Source organism: Rhizobium anhuiense (assembly GCF_003985145.1).
GTDB classification, from domain to species: Bacteria; Pseudomonadota; Alphaproteobacteria; order Rhizobiales; family Rhizobiaceae; genus Rhizobium; species Rhizobium anhuiense.
Genome location: NZ_ML133536.1, coordinates 75,587 through 94,791 on the forward strand (window position 1 = coordinate 75,587; position 19,205 = coordinate 94,791).

General features: G+C 62.0%; 15 protein-coding genes and 2 pseudogenes. 15 read left to right on the plus strand and 2 right to left on the minus strand.

All coding sequences use genetic code 11. From position 1 onward, the window contains the following. The first annotated feature begins 281 nt into the window (after positions 1-281). The 13 genes and pseudogenes from EEQ99_RS28485 to EEQ99_RS28545 all read left to right on the plus strand — a co-directional run bounded on the left by EEQ99_RS28485 (position 282) and on the right by EEQ99_RS28545 (position 16,878). Positions 282-1,163 (plus strand): glucosamine kinase nucleotide-binding domain-containing protein, encoded by an 882-nt coding sequence (locus EEQ99_RS28485; RefSeq protein ID WP_127431450.1) that lies wholly within the window; start codon positions 282-284, stop codon positions 1,161-1,163. Then, entirely contained in the window at positions 1,160-1,924 is a 765-nt protein-coding gene (locus EEQ99_RS28490; RefSeq protein WP_127431451.1) for a GntR family transcriptional regulator, read from the plus strand. The genes EEQ99_RS28485 and EEQ99_RS28490 overlap by 4 nt, the downstream gene beginning before the upstream one ends. A gap of 616 nt (positions 1,925-2,540) precedes the next feature. Further along, a complete protein-coding gene (locus EEQ99_RS28495) occupies positions 2,541-2,741 on the plus strand; it encodes a hypothetical protein (RefSeq protein WP_127431452.1) in 201 nt (66 codons plus the stop codon). A gap of 698 nt (positions 2,742-3,439) precedes the next feature. Further along, the gene (locus EEQ99_RS28500; protein WP_127431453.1) at positions 3,440-4,465 is read left to right on the plus strand and encodes a DUF3991 and toprim domain-containing protein; all 1,026 of its coding nucleotides are present in this window, start codon (positions 3,440-3,442) and stop codon (positions 4,463-4,465) included. A 64-nt stretch (positions 4,466-4,529) separates the two neighbouring features. After that, on the plus strand, positions 4,530-5,135 hold the full coding sequence (locus EEQ99_RS28505) for a DUF1419 domain-containing protein (RefSeq protein ID WP_127431454.1): 606 nt from the start codon (positions 4,530-4,532) through the stop codon (positions 5,133-5,135). Positions 5,136-5,145: 10 nt separating this feature from the next. Beyond that, complete coding sequence (locus EEQ99_RS28510) at positions 5,146-5,547, plus strand: DUF3085 domain-containing protein (protein ID WP_127431455.1); 402 nt, start codon at positions 5,146-5,148, stop codon at positions 5,545-5,547. A 119-nt stretch (positions 5,548-5,666) separates the two neighbouring features. After that, positions 5,667-10,769 (plus strand): DEAD/DEAH box helicase family protein, encoded by a 5,103-nt coding sequence (locus EEQ99_RS28515; RefSeq protein ID WP_127431456.1) that lies wholly within the window; start codon positions 5,667-5,669, stop codon positions 10,767-10,769. A 515-nt stretch (positions 10,770-11,284) separates the two neighbouring features. After that, a complete protein-coding gene (locus tag EEQ99_RS28520; RefSeq protein ID WP_127431457.1) occupies positions 11,285-13,033 on the plus strand; it encodes a ParB N-terminal domain-containing protein in 1,749 nt (582 codons plus the stop codon). 90 nt (positions 13,034-13,123) lie between these two features. Continuing rightward, a pseudogene (locus EEQ99_RS28525) lies at positions 13,124-13,447 on the plus strand (hypothetical protein); the annotation flags it as partial. Between the two features lie 15 nt (positions 13,448-13,462). Then, positions 13,463-14,350, plus strand: a pseudogene (locus EEQ99_RS28530) (DUF7007 domain-containing protein). Next, positions 14,347-14,676, plus strand: a complete 330-nt coding sequence (locus EEQ99_RS28535; RefSeq protein ID WP_127431458.1) for a hypothetical protein — start codon at positions 14,347-14,349, stop codon at positions 14,674-14,676. Before EEQ99_RS28530 ends, EEQ99_RS28535 begins: the two are co-directional and overlap by 4 nt. A 389-nt stretch (positions 14,677-15,065) precedes the next feature. Next, entirely contained in the window at positions 15,066-15,650 is a 585-nt protein-coding gene (locus tag EEQ99_RS28540) for a hypothetical protein (protein WP_127431459.1), read from the plus strand. Positions 15,651-15,951: 301 nt separating this feature from the next. Continuing rightward, positions 15,952-16,878, plus strand: a complete 927-nt coding sequence (locus tag EEQ99_RS28545; RefSeq protein WP_127431521.1) for an ArdC family protein — start codon at positions 15,952-15,954, stop codon at positions 16,876-16,878. A 6-nt stretch (positions 16,879-16,884) separates the two neighbouring features. On the opposite strand, the gene EEQ99_RS34780 is transcribed toward EEQ99_RS28545, so the two are convergent. After that, positions 16,885-17,061: a hypothetical protein gene (locus EEQ99_RS34780; RefSeq protein ID WP_164735976.1), complete on the minus strand. Its 177-nt coding sequence runs from the start codon at positions 17,059-17,061 to the stop codon at positions 16,885-16,887. Between the two features lie 460 nt (positions 17,062-17,521). Between EEQ99_RS34780 and EEQ99_RS28555 the strand changes: the two genes are divergently transcribed. Then, positions 17,522-17,833: a DUF736 domain-containing protein gene (locus EEQ99_RS28555; protein ID WP_127431460.1), complete on the plus strand. Its 312-nt coding sequence runs from the start codon at positions 17,522-17,524 to the stop codon at positions 17,831-17,833. Positions 17,834-18,123: 290 nt separating this feature from the next. After that, a complete protein-coding gene (locus tag EEQ99_RS34885; RefSeq protein WP_168259652.1) occupies positions 18,124-18,285 on the plus strand; it encodes a hypothetical protein in 162 nt (53 codons plus the stop codon). Between the two features lie 531 nt (positions 18,286-18,816). Here EEQ99_RS34885 and EEQ99_RS28565 read toward each other — a convergent pair. Further along, positions 18,817-19,125, minus strand: a complete 309-nt coding sequence (locus EEQ99_RS28565; RefSeq protein WP_127431462.1) for a WGR domain-containing protein — start codon at positions 19,123-19,125, stop codon at positions 18,817-18,819. Positions 19,126-19,205: the final 80 nt, after the last annotated feature.

The following is a 19,205-nucleotide window of genomic DNA, read 5'->3' on the forward strand; positions in this document are numbered from 1 at the left end:
ACGACGAAGCAAAGATCTTCCAACCCTGGGCGACGAAGCTGCCGACGTGTTTGCGCACGAGCATATCCCAAATTGTATGACGGTTACTCGCGACGGGGAAAGGGTTCAGGTCGAAAGGCATTACGGGTTGCTTCAGCTGGGTCGCCCATACTCTCCCAAGCCGATTTCGAATTGACAGCCCAGTATGTTTGTGCGACGTACGTACTAAGGCGGTGCGCGCGGCTGGTGCGGCCTGAACGCGATCGACGTTGTGTCAGATGACATCCTGAAGGAACGGGCGGATGACTGTCTACCTAATCGGAATCGACGGCGGTGGCACCAGCTGCCGAGCTGCAGTCGCCGGTGCGAACGGGAGTATCCTTGCGCGGGCTCAAGCCGGGCCAGCTAACATTCTCTCCGATCCGGATACGGCCGTCGACAACATTGCCAGTGCGACCCGCGCGGCTTTCTACGCAGCTGGCATCAATGCGCGTAGCATCGCCTCGGCGCGTGCAGTACTTGGGGTCGCAGGCAATAATGTCGGCGAGGCCGTTCACTACGTGAAAAACAGGCTACCCTTCGCCCAGGCGGACATCGAGTCAGACGGGCTGATCGCGCTACAAGGCGCGCTAGGTGACAAAGACGGAGCCGTCGCCATTTTAGGAACAGGCACGATCTACATTTCCCGCCACTGCGAAACGGTGACCTACGTCGGCGGATGGGGCTTTACTGTGGGCGACCTCGGCAGCGGTGCTCGTATTGGACATGCGCTTTTGCAAGAAACGCTGCTCGCATATGACGGCATCCACGACATGTCCGCGATGACCGCCTCCGTCCTTGCGGAATTCAAAAATGACCCGCGCAATATCGTCGAGTTTGCGCGGCATGCAAAGCCCGGCGCCTTCGGCCGCTATGCGCCGCGCGTATTCGAGCACATGAAACGGGGCGATGCTGTCGCCGCGCGCCTGTTGCAAGAAGCCGCTGTTTCAGTTGACGAAGCACTTGATCGTCTAGTCGCTCGAGGAACGCAGAAGATTTGCCTGCTCGGGGGATTGGGGCCGCTGTATTCGTCCTCGATCGCTGCACGGCATCAAAGTCTACTGGTAACGCCCGAAGGCGATGCACTGAGCGGGGCCGTGGCCCTGGCTGTGTCGCGCTTCGGCCATCTGAAAGCGATCGAATGAGCGACACGCTTGCGGCTATGCTTCCAGGATGGGGCACAGACATCAACGGCGCCGGTCCGCTCTATCAAAGGCTTCGCCTGGCGCTTGAAAAGGCGATCCTGTCGGGTAAACTCAAAGTGGGCGACGTTCTTTATCCCGAACGAGACCTCGCTGAACATGTCCGCGTTAGCCGTGTAACGGTCCGCAAAGCAATCGACCATCTCGTGCAAGACGGATTTCTGGTTCGCCGGCGCGGCTCAGGAACCTTCGTAGCCGGATCGGCGGTCCGCGCAGATCAGCCTCCGTCACGCGCGTATCTTTTGACAGGTGGCATTTCCTGGCTTGGATCGGGCACGAAAGTCGAGTGCATCGAGCGCAGCACGTCCCAGCCCGCACCAGAGGAGATGATGACACTCGGCCTGTCAAGCGACAGTCGCGTCGTGCGCATCACCCATTTGCGGAGCTCGGCGGGCCAGCCGATTGCGATTGAACGCATATGCATTTCCTCCGAGTTCCTGCCCGACGCTCGTACCGTTACCTGTTCCATCTGCAACACACTCGCGGACGCAAACTTTAGACCCGTTCGTGCGATCCAACGCACTTTCGCACTTAACATCGAAGATCCGGACGCCACAACGCTTGGCGTCGCGGTCGGAACGGCTGGGCTTTTGACAAAACGCGTTGCCTATCTTGCTTCGGGCCGCGCGATCGAATTCACCCGCTCTCTTTTCCGAGGCAATGCCGAAGGTTTCGTCAGCGAGCTCACCTTTCTCGAAAACTGACCCCTCTTCTTACAAGACAGGATCCTATCATGCACGCCACCATTGCAAACGAACATGCGCCGAGAGATCGACGAAGTTCAGAAGCTGCGGCCAGATTGCTCGGTCGCTTAGCGAATGACTTGGCTGCCTTCGATGCGGTTTGCGCGCCCTGGACTCCGAATTCGTCGTCACAGTCGCTCGAGGCTTGTCCGACCACGCCGCCATATCCCTGAAATATTCAATCGAGCTAAGCGCGAAATTGCAGTCGCTTCGATTCGGCTGTCACTCGCATCAAACTACGGTCTCGAGCCCAACTTGGTCGCGGGCCGCCTTCCCAAGGCAGCCACGCGCGCCGTCGCCGCTTGGATTGCTCTGACAAATACGCTTCCCGCTTGCGGGACCCACCAACGCCATGAGCATGCTGAGCACAAAGGTCGGCTTGTGCCTGAAGACGACGCAGATCTCTTGGTGTTGACCCCAAGTTTGAGTTGAAGTCGAGCTGGACAGGTAGGCCAAAGGGTTTCGAGACAAGCGATCATGGTGATCTTGGATCAAATTTGCACAGGTTCTCCAATCTCATGGTCGATGCTTTCCGCTCGGAAACCTGCTGGCTTTGGCTGAGTGGAACCAGCACGCCATGAAGATTGCGATACTCTCGCCGCTTGAACGAACCTGCCTCCATTGGATATCTAGAGGCTGGGCGGTGACTGATATCGCGTTGATCGAGGGAAAGGATACCGCTGAAATTGAGGTGTGCGTGGAGCGTGCGGTTATTTCACTCAACGCCGACTCAGTGGAACAGGCGCTCGAGAAAATGAAGATCACGCGGTCAGATTGATCGCCACGGTCGCTGGCGCCGGACGCTTTCACCTTGCTTTGCATGCTGCTTTTAAATGCGTCGTCTTGGCAACGTCAGCCCGCAGCAAGATCGCGCCATCGGTTTTGAAAGTACGGAGACACTGGCTCCTGAGGTCGGTGCGGCACGCCGCTGAGAGGTGGCACGAAAGCAGGCCGATCCGCGTGTTTGTGATAGATCCTAGCCGAGCTCCGGATTCTACCGTCAACCCGCTGAAGGTCCGCTAGGAAGTTGTGGCCGCTGCCGCTCCGCGTCGGGCTGATCGCGTCCGTCCCCTGCCTTTGAGGAGCCATTGAGCGGGAATTGGCCAGCTCCCATTGAACCTCCTTAAAGTCGCGCGATCTTTCCTTCGCACGGTCCAACGCCTTCCAGCTCTCCCGCGTCGAAGCCGATGGCGAGTACGGCGTTCTACCCTCTGACGGAATCGACCCCGACAACGATCTTGCGATCGTTCACGAATTCTTTCCCTGGCCGGCTCATTGAACCTGCCCCTGCCTCTGGCGTGCCGCTTGCGAACTGCAAGCCGCAAGGGAGGCTTCGCCGCGGTCGAGCATAGCATGATCCGACACTTGTCAGCCGCGCCCTTGCCGCCTTTGCTCTTCGCGGCTGGCCGAAGGGTGCCCGCGAAACGACGGGCAAAGAAGGCAACGAGGGCCGATCGCCGGGCGATCGGAAATAAAATGAAGAGAAGAGACATAGAAGCGCTGCGCGAACGGGTCAGTTGCGCGGCCGTTCTCGAAAGGGCGAGCTTCGCCATCGACATCAAGGAAAGCACCCGGCGGGCGATCAAGTTTCGCCGTGACGGTGAAATCATCATCGTCACGCATGAGGGGCGCGGATGGTTCGATCCGCTCAGCGATGCGAAAGGCGACGTATTCGGGCTTGTCGAGCATCTCGACCATGTCGGTTTTCTCGAAGGCGCCGAAAGGGTCGCGGATCTCGTCGGTGTCAGGATCACAGATCCGGAGTGGCAGCCCGCGAGGCGTGAAGGAGGATACAACCTCTCTCTTCCCGAGCGCTGGCAGGCGCGCCGGCGCCCATGGCACGGATCACCGACATGGCATTATCTCCATGGCGATCGTTGCCTGCCGGTGCCGTTGCTCCGCGTGGCGATCAAAGGCGACCTTCTGCGGGAAGGGCCATACGGGAGCATGTGGGCAGCTCATACGGACGGTGTCGGCGTTGTGACTGGCTGGGAGGCGCGAGGTCCGCAATACCGAGGGTTCGCCTCTGGAGGGAACAAGGTTCTTTTCCGTCTCGGGCCGCCTACTGCGTGGCGCCTGGCCGTCACCGAAGCTGCGATTGACGCCATGAGTCTCGCGGCGATCGAGGGTTTGCGCGACGGCACGCTCTATCTGAGCACCGGCGGCGGATGGTCGCCGGCCACGCAAGCCGCGCTGTGGGAACTGACCTTCCGGCCCGGCGCCCAACTCGTCGCCGCAACGGACGCCAATGCACAAGGCGATCTGTTTGCCGAGCGATTACGGGCGCTCGCCGAGGATACCGGGTGCGACTGGACGCGGCTGCGCCCGCCCGAGGAGGACTGGAACGAGACCCTGAAGATTGGGAAAAAGGAAAAACGGGAAAAGGAAAGAGGCGTGCCGCATTCGCACCGCCCGCATCAAGGGAGGCTTCGCCCGGCGGAGCCGGCCCTTGACCCGGCCGGTCGCGATGCCGGCAGCTCGGAAGGGGTCATGAAGGATTGAAGAGGATGGCGAGGTCGAGAGGACGGCGCCGCACTTCGGTCCGAAAACGCGCAAGGAGCCGCAGATGATCCCCTCTCCCGCAATCGCCAAGGTTTTTCAGGGCGTCGCAAGCCGCCAGCAGATGTTCCGCATGTTCGATCGCCACGCGCAGCGCCCAAACCGTTGGGATGGTGATGCCGCGCCATTCTACGCAGACGAATGGTTCGAGATCGGCGAGACCGAGCATGATTACATGTTCGAGATCCTACCGCCATTGTGGATCCGAGGGTCCATGTTTGCGATGCGCGAATACATGACAGGCTCGGTGACATCAGTGTTCTTCGCGCTCAGGATCGACGAGGCGATTCGGTATTTCCATGGCTATTGCGATCTTTCCGACAAGGCATCCGTCGAAACGATGCGCGTCGCCATCATCGAGCGCGAAAGCCGTCCGGTCCGGGCCATGACGCGGCAAGAGCGGCTCGAGCATATCTGGAGCACGACTGCCGACGATTACCGCGGCTATGCCGGAGACAAGTGGCCGCAGTCCGCTCGCGGCAAGCGCACCGTCGTGCTCTATGGCGGCAACGAGGGCACTTTCCTGAAGCTACTCGAGGAACTCACCGACGGGGAGATCGCTGTGAAGCTGCCGGTGCATCTTCGCCACCTTCCCTCCCCGATCGCCGCGTGAGGAGGACGCCATGTTCACTTTTAGCGCGGTCGATGTCCGTGCGGTGATCGCGCGCGGACGCACCGACGCGGCAGCCAATGGCGGTTTCCGCAATCCTCACTATGGACTTCTCCCGGACAACGACGAACGGCACGGCCTGTGGATCGTCGGCGATGAAGGCGTCTATGTGCTTTCCAACGGAAAATTGGCAGAGGGTCAAAGGGCACTCGCGGTCTATGCCGACGAGTGCGATCCGAAGACCAATCCGGACCATTGGCACTACAAGCGCCGGTATTTCGGGGGAGACGACGGCATCGTCTTCATCGACGCTGAGAGCCTGGAAGCCATGCTTTCCACAAACCCGGAAGCCACGTATCTGCGGGCGGAGTTTGCGACGGAAACAACGCAGCTCTCCGTAATCACGCGCTCGTAGCTCGCGATCGCTGCCGCCGGACGAACCAGGTCCAATTCCCACAACTCATTTTCATCCGCCTTCGCAGCCACGGGACCTGTCCCGTGGGCGATGGCGCACATCCTCGAAAAGGAGCTTTCATGTCCCACGATCCCTTCACCCTCGATATATCAGGCAGCAGCGCATTGTCGTCCGGCTTCGGCCTGGGTGTCACCGCGTTTGGCGGTTTCGCCGCCAATGAAGACGATCCCGATCCACCGCCGCCCTCCCCCACGCCGGCATTGCCTCTGCCAGCTACGAAGCGGCCGGCGACGCGGAGACACGGCGAGCGAACCAACTTCTATCTCAACGACGGCGACGACCGCGGCTTGGCCGCGACCTGGAAGGAGCGGGCGAAGGCAAATCTTGCGGCCATCCTGACTGCCACCGAAATCGAAAAACAGGATCGACCCGCCACCCGTGACGAACAGGCGAAGCTGATCCGCTTCACCGGTTTTGGCGCCTCGGATCTTGCGAATGGGATTTTTCGCCGGCCCGGCGAAACTGCATTCCGCAAGGGCTGGGACGATCTCGGCGGTTCGCTCGAAAGTGCCGTCACCGAGACCGACTACGCCTCGCTCGCCCGCTGCACTCAGTATGCACACTTCACGCCGGAATACATCGTCCGCGCGGTCTGGGCGGGACTTCAGCGTCTCGGCTGGCGTGGAGGCCGGGTGCTGGAGCCGGGGATCGGCACGGGCCTGTTTCCGGCGCTGATGCCAACCGCGTTCAGGGATAACGCTCGAGTCACCGGAATCGAACTCGATCCGGTCACGGCACGGATCGCCCGGCTGCTTCAGCCGAAGGCGCGCGTCATCAACGCCGACTTTGCGCGCACCGATCTCAATGCGATCTATGATCTCGCCATCGGCAACCCGCCCTTCTCCGATCGAACGGTTCGCTCGGATCGGCAGTACCGTCCGCTCGGTCTCCAACTGCACGACTACTTCATCGCCCGGTCGATCGATCTCTTGAAGCCTGGTGCACTCGCGGCGTTCGTGACCAGCGCCGGCACGATGGACAAGGCGGACGCGACGGCCCGCGAGCATATCGTCAGATCCGCCGATCTGATCGCCGCTGTCCGCCTGCCCGAGGGCAGCTTCCAGGCAGATGCCGGCACGGACGTAGTGGTGGACATCCTGTTCTTCCGCAAGCGCCGGATCGCCGAGCCGGAGGGCGATCTGTCGTGGCTCGATCTGGAGGAGGTGCACCCGGCCACATCCGACGACGGTGCAATCCGCGTGAACCGCTGGTTCGCAGAGCACCCGGATCTCGTGCTCGGCGAGCACGCCCTAACGTCTGGCCCGTTCGGCGAGACCTATACGTGCCGGCCACGCGCCGGTGAAGACCTGGAAACGGCACTGAAGGCCGTGATCGCTCTTCTTCCGGAGAATCTGTATGACGGCGAGCCGACGCAGATCGACATCGATCTGGAAGAGGAACTGGGCGAGATCGTCGATCTCCGCTCCGGCAACGACAAGGTCCGCGAGGGCAGCTTCTTCATCAATAACCGCCACGGCCTCATGCAGATGATCGACGGAGTGCCGCTCGCGGTTTCGGTGCGGAAAGGCCGGTCAGGCGACGGCCTGTCCGAAAAGCATGTCCGGATTATCAAGAAGCTGGTTCCGATCCGCGATGCCGTGCGCGAGGTGCTGAAAGCGCAGGAACGCGACCAGCCGTGGTGGGATCTGCAGGTTCGGCTGCGTATTGCCTGGTCGAGTTTCGTCCGAGACTTCGGGCCAATCAACCACACGACGGTCTCGATCTCGGAGGATGATGAGACGGGCGAGGTCCGCGAAACCCATCGCCGGTCCAATCTCCAGCCGTTCCTGGACGACCCGGATTGCTGGCTGGTGGCCTCGATCGAGGACTACGACCTCGAAACAGACACGGCAAAGCCCGGTCCGATCTTCTCCGAGCGGGTCATTTCGCCTCCGGCACCACCCGTCATCACCAGTGCGGCCGATGCGCTGGCTGTCGTCCTCAACGAACGCGGCCGCGTTGATCCCGAGCATATTGCCGAGTTGCTGCATCGCGACCCCAACGCTGTCATCGACGAACTCGGTGACGCCATCTTCCGCGATCCCGCCGATGGCTCCTGGCAGACCTCTGACGCCTATCTCTCAGGCCCGGTCCGCACGAAGCTCACCGTCGCCGAAGCGGCGGCTGCACTCGATCCAATATACGAGCGCAATGTCCGAGCGCTGCAGGACGTCCAGCCTGCCGACCTCCGGCCGTCGGATATCACCGCACGTCTCGGCGCACCTTGGATTCCGGCTGCCGATGTCGTCGCCTTCGTCAAGGAAACGATGGATGTGGACATCAGGATCCACCATATGCCGGAGCTCGGGTCATGGACCGTCGAGGCACGGCAGCTTGGCTATAGTGCCGCGGGGACCTCCGAATGGGGCACGGCGCGCCGTCACGCCGGCGAACTGCTGGCCGATGCGCTGAACAGCCGGGTTCCACAGATCTTCGACGTGTATAGGGATGTTGGGGGTGAACGCCGCGTTCTGAACGTCGTCGATACCGAAGCAGCCCGCGACAAGCTACAAAAGATCAAGGAAGCTTTTCAGAACTGGGTCTGGACTGACCCCGACCGCACCGACCGGGTGGCGCGAGCCTACAATGACCGGTTCAACGATATCGCGCCGCGGAAGTTCGACGGCTCGCATCTGAAACTGCCCGGCGCCTCCGGCGCCTTTGTTCTGTATGGGCACCAGAAGCGTGGTATCTGGAGGATAATCTCCTCCGGCTCGACCTACCTCGCTCACGCCGTCGGCGCCGGCAAGACGATGACGATGGCCGCCGCAATCATGGAGCAGCGCCGTCTCGGCCTGATCGCCAAGGCGATGCTGGTCGTGCCTGGCCATTGCCTGGCACAGGCAGCGCGCGAGTTCCTCGCCCTCTATCCGAATGCCCGCATCCTCGTCGCCGACGAGACAAACTTCACCAAGGACAAACGAGCACGTTTCCTGTCGCGCGCCGCCACGGCAGCCTGGGATGCAATCATCATTACCCATTCTGCCTTCAGGTTCATCGCCGTGCCGTCGGCTTTCGAGAGCCAGATGATCCAGGACGAGCTCGAGCTCTACGAGGATCTGCTCACGAAGGTGGACAGCGAGGATCGGGTGTCGCGAAAGCGGCTCGAGCGCCTGAAGGAAGGTTTGCAAGAGCGGTTGGAAGCGCTCTCAACGCGCAAGGACGACCTTCTCACGATCTCGGAAATCGGCGTTGATCAGATCATCGTTGACGAGGCGCAGGAATTCCGCAAACTCTCTTTTGCGACCAATATGTCGACGCTGAAAGGCATCGACCCGAACGGATCGCAGCGGGCCTGGGACCTCTATGTCAAGTCTCGCTATATCGAGACCAAAAATCCAGGCCGCGCGCTCGTGCTGGCCTCCGGCACGCCAATCACCAACACGCTCGGTGAGATGTTCTCGATCCAGCGCCTGCTCGGCCACGAGGCGCTCCGCGAACGCGGGCTTCACGAATTCGACGCCTGGGCCTCGACCTTCGGCGACACGACGACCGAACTCGAAATCCAGCCGTCCGGTAAATACAAGCCGGTCAGCCGGTTTGCGAGCTTCGTCAACGTGCCCGAGCTGATCGCCATGTTCCGCTCCTTCGCCGACGTGGTGATGCCGGAGGACCTGAAACAATATGTGAAGGTCCCCGCACTCTCGACCGGCCGGCGGCAGATTCTCACGGCCAGGCCGACGCCGGCCTTCAAACTTTATCAGCAGATCCTCGACAGCCGCATCAAGGCGATCGAGATGCGCGAGGGCCCGGCCCAGCCCGGCGACGACATACTGTTATCCGTCATCACCGACGGCCGCCACGCGGCGATCGACCTGCGGCTGGTCATTCCGGCAAACGACGACGAGCCGGACAACAAGCTCAATCTGCTCATCGAGAACGCTTTTCACATCTGGGAGGAAACGGGCGAAAACACCTACCATCGCCCGGACGGCAAGCCCTATGAACTGCCGGGCGCCGCGCAGATGATCTTCTCCGATCTCGGCACCATCAATGTCGAGAAGACGCGCGGCTTCAGCGCCTATCGCTGGATTCGCGACGAACTGGTCCGTCTCGGTGTCCCGCCATCGGAAATCGCCTGTATTCAGGACTTCAAGAAGACCGAGGCAAAGCAACGCCTGTTCGGCGACGTCCGTTCGGGCAAGGTTCGCTTCCTGATCGGCTCCTCGGAAATGATGGGCACCGGCGTTAACGCCCAGCTCAGATTGAAGGCGCTGCATCACCTCGATGTGCCGTGGCTTCCATCCCAGATCGAGCAGCGCGAGGGTCGAATCGTCCGCCAAGGCAATCAGCACGATGTCGTCGATATCTTCGCCTATGCTACGCAAGGGTCACTCGATGCTGCGATGTGGCAGAACAATGAGCGCAAGGCCCGCTTTATCGCCGCCGCCCTTTCTGGCGACACCTCGATCCGCCGGCTGGACGACCTTGGGGAAGGCCAGGCCAACCAGTTCGCCATGGCCAAGGCGATTGCATCGGGCGACGAGCGCCTGATGCAGAAGGCCGGGCTCGAAGCGGAAATCGCTCGTCTCGAGCGGTTACGCGCCGCCCATGATGATGATCTGTTCGCGGTGCGTCGGCAAGTCCGGGACGCCGAACGCGACATCGAGGTATCGACCCGGCGTATCGACGAGATCGGCAGGGATATCCGACGGCTGGTTCCGACTGCGGGAGATGCCTTCACGATGACCGTCACGGGCGTTTCATACGATGAGCGAAAGGAAGCCGGCCGCGCGCTGATGAAGGAAATCCTTACCCTCGTCCAGCTTCAACAGGAGGGTGAGATCGTCATCGCCTCCATTGGTGGCTTCGATCTCGTCTATGATGGCGAGCGGTTCGGCAGGTCTGACGGCTATCGCTACACGACCCTGCTTCAGCGCACGGGCGCGGATTACGAGATCGATCTCGCTGTCACGGTGACGCCGCTCGGCGCGGTCTCCCGCCTTGAGCACGCGCTCGACGACTTCGACGGGGAGCGGGAACGCTATCGCCAGCGGCTGGAGGAGGCGCGCAGACGTCTTGCCTCATACCAAACCCGTGACGGTGGCGAATTCGCCTTTGCCGCGGAACTGGGCGAAAAGCGTCGCCAGCTCCGGGACGTTGAGGCGGAATTCGCAGCCGAGGCGCGCGAGGCAGGTACCTCTGCCAGGCAATCAGCTTGATCTTGGAAGCAGTGCCGCATGCGCATAGGTGCATTGCACAATAAATGTTTTCCATCTGATCAAAAAATGATCATAGTGCACACAGCTGATGCACATGGCGGTCTCCTCCCAGTGCCGCCGCAACAGCTGTTCCCCTCTGGAGGTTTTTGACCTTCACACTTCATGGGCCTCGGTTCTCCGACGGCCCATTTTTTTGTTCCCTCGCAACCAGATTTCGAGCTCTGTAGCAGAGCGCTTATCAGAAGAAGTTGGGAAAGGGAGAAGGGGAAAGGGAAGGAGAACCGATCGCAGATCGGTCCTCCCGCCGCCGCTGTCGCTCAACCGCCGCCTCCGCATCCCGGCCACTCGTCCTTCGCAGGGCTGTTAGCCCCGCTTGTCCTTCGCGGCAGGGCTGCTCGACCGCTGTTGCGCCGGTCGGGCCGCTTTGCGGTCCGGAAGATGTCTTCAGGAAAAAAATGAAGACAGGAAGGACCGGCAGAGGGCCAGGTCCGCATCCCCCGGAAAGGAACACTCCCATGCAACTCATGAAGGTCGATCCGCGTGCGCTGAAGGACAATCCCGACAATACGCGCCAGTCGAAGTCGACGCCCCAGGCCGACGCGCTGCTGCTTGCGACCATCAAGGCCGTCGGCATCATCCAGCCGCCCGTCATTTTCGCCGAAGCCGGCGGCAACGGCTATGTCATCGAAGCCGGTCACCGGCGCACCCGCATGGCGATCGCCGCCGGCATCGAGGAAATCGATGTTATCGTCGTCGAGGCGGCCAACGACAATGGCGCGATGCGTTCGATGATCGAAAACATCGCGCGCGAACCGCTCAATCCGGTCGACCAATGGCGCGGCATCGAGCGCCTCGTTGCTCTCGGCTGGACCGAGGAAGCGATCGCGATTGCGCTGGCGTTGCCGGTCAGACAGATCCGGAAGCTCCGACTGCTCGCCAATGTGCTGCCGGCGATGCTCGATCACATGGCCAGGGGCGACATGCCAAACGAGCAGCAGCTTCGCACGATTTCCGCGGCGTCGCTCGACGAGCAGAAGGAAGTCTGGAAGGCCCACAAGCCGAAGAAGGGTGACACGGCATACTGGTGGGCGATCGCCACCGGCCTCACCAAGACCCGCATGTTCGCGCGCGATGCGAGCTTTGGCGACGATCTTCGCCAGGCCTATGGCATCGAATGGGCGGAAGACCTGTTCGGACCGGCTGACGAGGACAATCGCTTCACGACGAACGTCGAAGCGTTCCTCGGTGCGCAGCAGGAATGGATGAGCAGCAATCTCCCGAAGAAGGGTTCCATCGTCGAGCTCAACAATTGGGGCCAGCCGCAGTTGCCGCCGAAGGCGGAGCGTGTCTACGGCAAGCCCGGCAAGGGCGATTGCACCGCCATGTATCTCGATCGAGAGGGCAAGGTGCAGTCCGCCCACTTCCGGATGCCGGAGGCGAAGAAGGCGAACGGCAAGGCCGATCCGACCGCGCCCGGCGGTGAGGACGGAAACGAGGCCATCGATGTTGCAGCCAAGACCCGTCCCGACGTGACCCGAAACGGCCTCGACATGATCGGCGATTTCCGCACAGACGCTCTGCACGAGGCATTGGCACGAGCGCCGATCGAGGACGATATCCTCATGGCGCTGCTCGTCCTCGCATTCGCCGGGCAGAACGTCTCGGTCGACTCCGGCTCCGAAACCTCCAACCATCTCTACGGCTCCAGGCGTTTCGCCCGGCACGCTGTCCGGCTGATCGGTGAAAGCGGTAAACTGGAGTTCGCCACGGACACGCTTCGTGTCGTGGCGAGGTTGACCCTGATCGACGCACTGTCGGCGCGGACCAACCGCACGGACAGTGGTATTGTCGCCCGGATCGCCGGGGATGCCATCGGCGCCGACACCTATCTTCCGAACATGGGCACGGAGCAATTCCTCGCGTGCCTATCGCGTCCGGCACTGGAAGCGTCCTGCGGCGGTAGGAGTGTCGCTCCCCGCCCGCGCGTCAGGGACACCCGGGCTGCCCTTGTCGAGCACTTCAAGGAAGAGCGTTTCGTGCATCCGTCCGGCCTCTTCGCACCCGATGACGTGAAGCTGGGCGAGTGGCTGGCCAAGAACATGGAGCAAGGGGGCGAGGACGACGATGCACCCGCCGACGGGCCGATGGGCAGCATCGAGGACGGCGGCAACGCAGCCGACACCGGGCTCGAAGAACTGGATGAAGCCGACGCTGACACCAGCACTGAGGATCCCGATACCGCTTACGGAATTGCGGCCGAGTAACCCTCTCCCACAACGTCATACTGATCGATACCGCCGCCGGCCATCACCGGCGGCTGCTTTGTTTCCACACCTCAAAATAGGAAAACGAAGATGTCTGCGTCTTTGATTTATGACCTCGCCCCGATCGGCTCGATTGTCGTCTGGTCCGACGGCACGCCCCGCCCGCCCGAGCGCCACAGGAAGAAGCTCGCCGCCTGGGAAAACCGCAACAGCAAGGGCAGGCCGATCCGCAAACAGGGCAAGCGCGGCATCGGCAATGCCAACCTGTCGCCGGATTTCACGCTGCATGAGGGCGATTTCGGCGGCAATGGCGTCATCACGATCCGTATCCACAGGACGTTCTCGCTCGACAGCAGCCTGACATTCAAGGTGATCGAGCGCCCGCAGCTCGGCCACGTCAGGGCATCACGTCGAGGGGAGGGTCGCGGCATGAACACGCCTGCTCTCCAAGCCAAAGCAGCTTCCGCCCGTGATTTGCCAGGGCCGGAGTTCAGCCGCAGCGCCGATGACCTGCCTGTCGCCCGTGTCGGCGATCTCGTTTTCGCCATGGTGTCGGGACGCGATGGCCAGCATTTTCTCGTGAGCGCCTGGCGTGTGGCACGGCCGCTTTCCGAACTCAAACGCGACGACTTCTATTCGCATCATGGCGCCGTTGCGGATGAGGCGGAATTTCAAGCACGGATGTTCGAACAGGCCGAACACAGCCGCGAGCTCCGGGCGCTCGCCCGGCCAACGGTTCGGATGAACTGCTCCACCCCGTGGGGACCTTCGCAGGGCGCCACCGTCTACGCGGAGGGTATCGTCTCTCACACCACGGCCGGGCATGGCGGGTTCAAGTTGTGCAACGAGTGCAACGTCAAGATTCATCCGATGCTTCGTTGCGCAGGCGGCTGGTACGAAGAAGATACCGCGTGGGCCGCGATTGCCCTCGCCTATCCGAATCTCTTTACCGGATACGAGCGCAAGTGCGCCGATCGGACGATCCGGGATTAGTGGCCCGATGCCTGGGAAGCGATCTTCGGTCGCCCCCTTGCGCCCGGTGAATCCCATGAGAAGGATCGCCGCGCCTTCGAGCGGGAGCATGCCGGCGACTGGATCGTCATCTCCGCGCTACGCTCGGAGCAGCATGCCGGGATAGCCGAAGTCATCGCCACGATCGGCGGGCTGCGGGCAACCGATGAAGAACGCCGCTATCTCGTGCCAAGAGACGAGTACGAGGTTGGCCGATTTGGCTTCGTCATCGATCCGGCGCGCCACGCTGCCTATGACGGACCGTCGTCTTTCATCAATTGGCAGGCGCGGGTGACCAGTCCATGAAACCGGTTAGTCCCTGCGTTCTTCTGTTCCGCATGGAGGCGGCGCGGCGAGAGACCCGCCACCATCTCGATCGCATTCACCGGCAGATCACGGGCCGGGCCGAACGCAGAGCGGCCACCGAGAAGGCGAAAGCCCGCTCGCACCGCCGGGGCGGGTCGCGGTGGACGCGCTCCGACGAACAGCTGTTTCAGGATCACGTCGAGCGGCTCAGCTTCGAACGGCGAACGGAAATCGCTGCCCTAGCTCGCAAACTCCAACATCAGGAGCGGGCGATCACTACCATGCGTCTGATGCTCGGCGATGATGCGGGTAATGCGGCGGCGTGAGTCAGACCGTATGGGGGCTTTCGTGGCGGCTGATCCGCGCTGGAGGAAGGGATGCGGGCTGTCGGTCGCGAGGGGCTCTCTCCTCCGGGGTTTCGGAGCCTTAGCCCGCCCCGCCGGTCTGCCCTTCGTTTTCGCTGCGGTCTGAACCGGCGGCCGGTCGTTTCAAGGTCGCTGGCGGCGCCGCGGAGCGGCCGGTGCAGCCTCCCTCGCAAAACGGCTCCGCGTCCTTCGCAGGGCTTTACCCCGCTTGTCCGCAAACCCGTTTCGCTCGTCCGGCCGTCCCGGACCTGTGAAAGCGCCCGTCCTCAGCCGGTTCCTGTCGATCGCATCGAAGGGCAGACCGGCAGGGGCCGGAGCCGCTTCGGTGGAAACCACGAAAGGAAGATCCCATGGCCAAGCCCGCAACCAATCGACCCTCCCCCCGCGTCGTGCCGCTCCGCAAGGGCGCGACCCTCGAGATGGTCAGGCTCACATGCCCGGACACCGTCCAGGCAATGCTGATTGCCGAGAGTTTTGGAACGGCGGTGGTCGACAGTGACGGCGTCCGTGAGCTCCATGAGCGCCTGATCATTGAGACCGCCGACAGCCTCTCGGACGGCCTCGGCGAGAAGGCGATGCAGATCCATCTCCAGCGCATCGTCGGGGCCTATGTCGGCTCGGCGCACGGAGCCGGCCAGTTCTACAGCCGCGCCGTCACCGAGGCCCGAGACGCCACCGCCAAATCGGCAAACGATGCCCGCGACGAGGATCTCGATGGCCCGGTCGGTTACGACAGCGCCGCCCAGCGCAAACGCGAATTCGCCGCCGACATGGGCATACAGTCCCACGCGTTGCGGATGGCCGCCGAGGGCGCAGTCGCTGCTTACAGCCACGTCATCGGCGAAGCCTGGAAGCCTTTCGACCGCCCGGTCGAAAACCCGGGCCAGTCGCTCGACCGCAAGGCGGCGGAGGCGCAGATGGCGGCACTCGGTTGAGCCGTTTTTCGCGCGGAGCTTCGGCTCCGCCCTTTCTTCCCTCTCCCTGATCATTAGGCCGGTTCCTTTGGGACCGGCCTTTTTCCAGGTCATCAGAAGGAAGAGAAACATGGACCCCGCTCGCCACGCGACCCCGTCCCGGTCGGCGGTCCTGCAGGAGCCGGTTGTCCGCCGCAACGGCTTCGCCGTCCTTCTCTCCGTTCCGGCAGTTCCGGTGCGGCATGCCACCCGATCGCTCCTGCCTTCGGACCTCCGCGACGGGGCCGCGGTGGGCGCGGCCTCCAAAACGGAGGATAATGACATGAGCAGGAAAGCCGAGGGCGAACGCGCCGACATCTATGCACGGATCACGGCCCGGATCGTTGCCGATCTGGAAAAAGGTGTAAAACCCTGGATGAAACCCTGGCACGCGGCCAACACCAATGGCCGGATTACCCGGCCGCTACGCTACAACGGTCAGCCCTATTCGGGCATGAACATTCTGTTGTTATGGTCGGAGGGAATGGCGCGCGGCTTCACCTCACCCATGTGGATGACGTTCAAGCAGGCGCTCGAACTGGGAGCGGCGGTGCGCAAGGGCGAGACCGGTTCGACGGTCGTCTTCGCCAGCCGCTTCACCAAGTCCGAGGCGGACGGCAATGGTGGAGAAGTCGACCGGGAAATCCCGTTTCTGAAAGCATATACAGTGTTCAACATCGAACAGATCGACAGGCTGCCGGAGCCGTACCATCACAAACCCGGTCCGGTGCTCGATCCTGACGAGCGCATGGAGCACGCCGATCGCTTTTTCCGCAACACCGGCGCAGTCATCCGCCATGGTGGGGTGCAGGCCTATTATTCGCCAGTCACGGACCACATCCAGATGCCGCCGTTCGAGACGTTCCGCGACGCCGCGTCTTACGTGGCAACCCTGAGTCACGAAAGTTGCCATTGGACGGCGCGCGCCGATCGCGTTGGGCGCGATCTCAGCCGATATGCCAAAGACAAGAGCGAGCGGGCTCGCGAGGAACTGATCGCCGAACTTGGAAGCTGCTTCCTTTGCGCTGATCTCGGGATCGCACCGGAGCTGGAGCCACGGCCGGACCATGCGTCTTACCTCGGCTCGTGGCTGAAGGTTCTATCCGACGACAGGCGGGCCATCTTCCAAGCCGCGGCACATGCCCAGCGTTCTGTCAACTTTCTGCACGGACTCCAGTCCATCCAGGCCGACAACAGAGCGGCTGCGTAGGAGACGTCAAGGTCGGTCGTTGTCACCCGCAACGGCCGACAGGTTTCTAGGCTCTTTCTCCGCCGGCGTGTGCTGATCGGACGTGAGGTCCAGTTTCACCCAGATCGATGGTCTTGGATCGGTGGCTTTCAGTTTTCGGGACTGCTTGATTTCGACGATAAACGGCTTTGTCTGCTGACGCATAGATCCTCCAGGCGACGAATCGCAAGCGCACGATACCGCGTTAATGGCAGGAGGCAACTGCCCGGCCGGCCGAGTTTGTCGCATCCGAATTCGACGCTATGACTTGGAGACAGGGTAACGGTTTAGCGGCTGCGGTGTCTCGGCACGGTAACGCCATGACGAGGGCCGCCATTGCCTTGCTCCTCCCATCGCTGTGATAGCCACGTCCCGCGCGGGCTCGATGAGGCATGTCTGATCGAAGACCGGCTTAGCCTCGATCGTTCTCCCGCAACGGCCGTCCGCAACTTTCTTCCCCTGCGAACTGCGTTCGCATTCCTCGCGGGGCAACAAAGCCGCTCCCCGCCGCCCTCCACGTCGTTTCGGCCCCTTCGGGGTGCGGTCCGATCGTCCCCGATCCTTGCGACAGCCATCGAGGCCGCGAAGGGCGCGGCCCGAAACAACCGAAAGAAAGGAACAGACAATGGCTACCATCGGCACCTTCACCTCCACCGAAAGCGGCTTCACCGGCTCGATCCGCACCCTCGCACTCAACGTCAAGGCCCGCATCGCCCGCATCGAAAACCCCTCCGACAAGGGTCCGCACTTCCGTATCTACGCCGGCAATGTCGAGCTGGGTGCGGCCTGGCAGAAGCGCTCCAGCGAGACCGACCGCGACTACCTCTCGGTCAAGCTGGACGACCCGAGCTTCCCGGCGCCGATCTACGCAACGCTCACCGAGGTCGAAGGCGAGGACGGCTACCAGCTGATCTGGTCCCGCCCCAACCGGGATTGAGATCCCACCAAGGCCCCGCCGGGCCAACGGGCCGCTTTGAGAAAGCAGGCAACGGGCGTCGAGCCCGTTTCCAGCTTTTTGGGTGCCATACGGGGAAGTGGGGTCTGCTCATATCAAGCCAATCGTGCCGTGGAGCCGGGCCAGCCTCAAGGACGAGCGGTCCCCCCAAAATGCTTGGCGCATTTCGGCTCCCCCACTCGCCGCCGCTGACGGTCGCATGCGCGATCCTTGACCCTGACCCACCGCCACGACGGTGGGCGTCATCTTTCTCAAACATCAAGGAGATGACGATGATCGAACAACAAATCCAAGAACTGCGCGCTGAGCTGAACGCCTGCGTTGAGCCCGCCGAGCGCCGCCAGATCGAAGCCGAACTCGAAATCGCCCAGGCCGAGCTGACCATGATACTTGCCGAACAGGACGGTTCCATCAATGCCGAGCCGCCCTTCTGAGGGCGGCATAATCACCAACACTGCCAGTCCGCCGGCATCCACAGCACGGAGATGAGCGATCCACTGCCGCTCTCCTTTCGATCTCTGTCATCGACATCGGGGATGTTGCATCCCGTCCGTCGCGCCGCAAGCTGCCGGCGCCAGAATTTTCCCCACCGCGTTGCGGCTCCTCGCAGGCCAAAATTCAGGCGCCGGCAGGTCCTCCACTCTCATTTCGGCCTTTCAGGTGCTCCCTCCTTGCCCGTCATGCGGCCTATCCCCGCGATATCCGCTTTTCGAAAGGAGAATATACCGTGCAACAACTCGCTCAATTCCTCATCGCCACCGGCCGCAGGCTCCGCGTCCTCGGCAACGTGATCTGTCACTTCTTCCGCAAGGGAAACTCGGTCTCGAGCTCACAATCAAGATCCCGTTCCTGGTCGAGATCGAGGCGTCGTTCGAGACCGACTGGAACCGGCGAGAATAACGCGCCAACAGGGGCCGCTTCGGCGGCCCCTGTTTCGCCATTTGAGAGATCGGAGACGATTGGGGTCAGCTCTGCAAATATCGCAGAGTTGTTCTGGGCCGATAGCCGCGAGTACGTTTTTGCTTCAACAGTTCAAGGAATAAGTGAACCGCTTCCTCTTCCCGTTCGAACACATGCCGTTTCTCCTGGCCACGCTTGCCGATCCGTCCCCATCGCCGGATCAGGCAAGCCTCTCCGAACATCGTCTGCTCGATCTCCATGGCATAATACCGCGCCATGTTCTTGGCTGGATCCGATCGTTCGACATAGAGCTGGTAGGGTTGCGAAATCATGCCGGCATGATCGCCACACGTCGCCGCCACGTCCAACGACATATGTGAATCTTACAAGTGCGACCGATTCATTTTCGTGAAGAATGGCGTGTCGGGCGAGGCGCCGACGGCGCACGGCTCTA

Excerpts from the sequence above, each read along its gene's own strand:
- EEQ99_RS28485 (WP_127431450.1), top strand. The coding sequence starts at position 282 with ATGACTGTCTACCTAATCGGAATCGACGGCGGTGGCACCAGCTGCCGA.
- EEQ99_RS28490 (WP_127431451.1), top strand. The coding sequence starts at position 1,160 with ATGAGCGACACGCTTGCGGCTATGCTTCCAGGATGGGGCACAGACATC.
- EEQ99_RS28495 (WP_127431452.1), top strand. The coding sequence starts at position 2,541 with ATGAAGATTGCGATACTCTCGCCGCTTGAACGAACCTGCCTCCATTGG.
- EEQ99_RS28500 (WP_127431453.1), top strand. The coding sequence starts at position 3,440 with ATGAAGAGAAGAGACATAGAAGCGCTGCGCGAACGGGTCAGTTGCGCG.
- EEQ99_RS28505 (WP_127431454.1), top strand. The coding sequence starts at position 4,530 with ATGATCCCCTCTCCCGCAATCGCCAAGGTTTTTCAGGGCGTCGCAAGC.
- EEQ99_RS28510 (WP_127431455.1), top strand. The coding sequence starts at position 5,146 with ATGTTCACTTTTAGCGCGGTCGATGTCCGTGCGGTGATCGCGCGCGGA.
- EEQ99_RS28515 (WP_127431456.1), top strand. The coding sequence starts at position 5,667 with ATGTCCCACGATCCCTTCACCCTCGATATATCAGGCAGCAGCGCATTG.
- EEQ99_RS28520 (WP_127431457.1), top strand. The coding sequence starts at position 11,285 with ATGCAACTCATGAAGGTCGATCCGCGTGCGCTGAAGGACAATCCCGAC.
- EEQ99_RS28535 (WP_127431458.1), top strand. The coding sequence starts at position 14,347 with ATGAAACCGGTTAGTCCCTGCGTTCTTCTGTTCCGCATGGAGGCGGCG.
- EEQ99_RS28540 (WP_127431459.1), top strand. The coding sequence starts at position 15,066 with ATGGCCAAGCCCGCAACCAATCGACCCTCCCCCCGCGTCGTGCCGCTC.
- EEQ99_RS28545 (WP_127431521.1), top strand. The coding sequence starts at position 15,952 with ATGAGCAGGAAAGCCGAGGGCGAACGCGCCGACATCTATGCACGGATC.
- EEQ99_RS34780 (WP_164735976.1), bottom strand. The coding sequence starts at position 17,061 with ATGCGTCAGCAGACAAAGCCGTTTATCGTCGAAATCAAGCAGTCCCGA.
- EEQ99_RS28555 (WP_127431460.1), top strand. The coding sequence starts at position 17,522 with ATGGCTACCATCGGCACCTTCACCTCCACCGAAAGCGGCTTCACCGGC.
- EEQ99_RS34885 (WP_168259652.1), top strand. The coding sequence starts at position 18,124 with ATGATCGAACAACAAATCCAAGAACTGCGCGCTGAGCTGAACGCCTGC.
- EEQ99_RS28565 (WP_127431462.1), bottom strand. The coding sequence starts at position 19,125 with ATGTCGTTGGACGTGGCGGCGACGTGTGGCGATCATGCCGGCATGATT.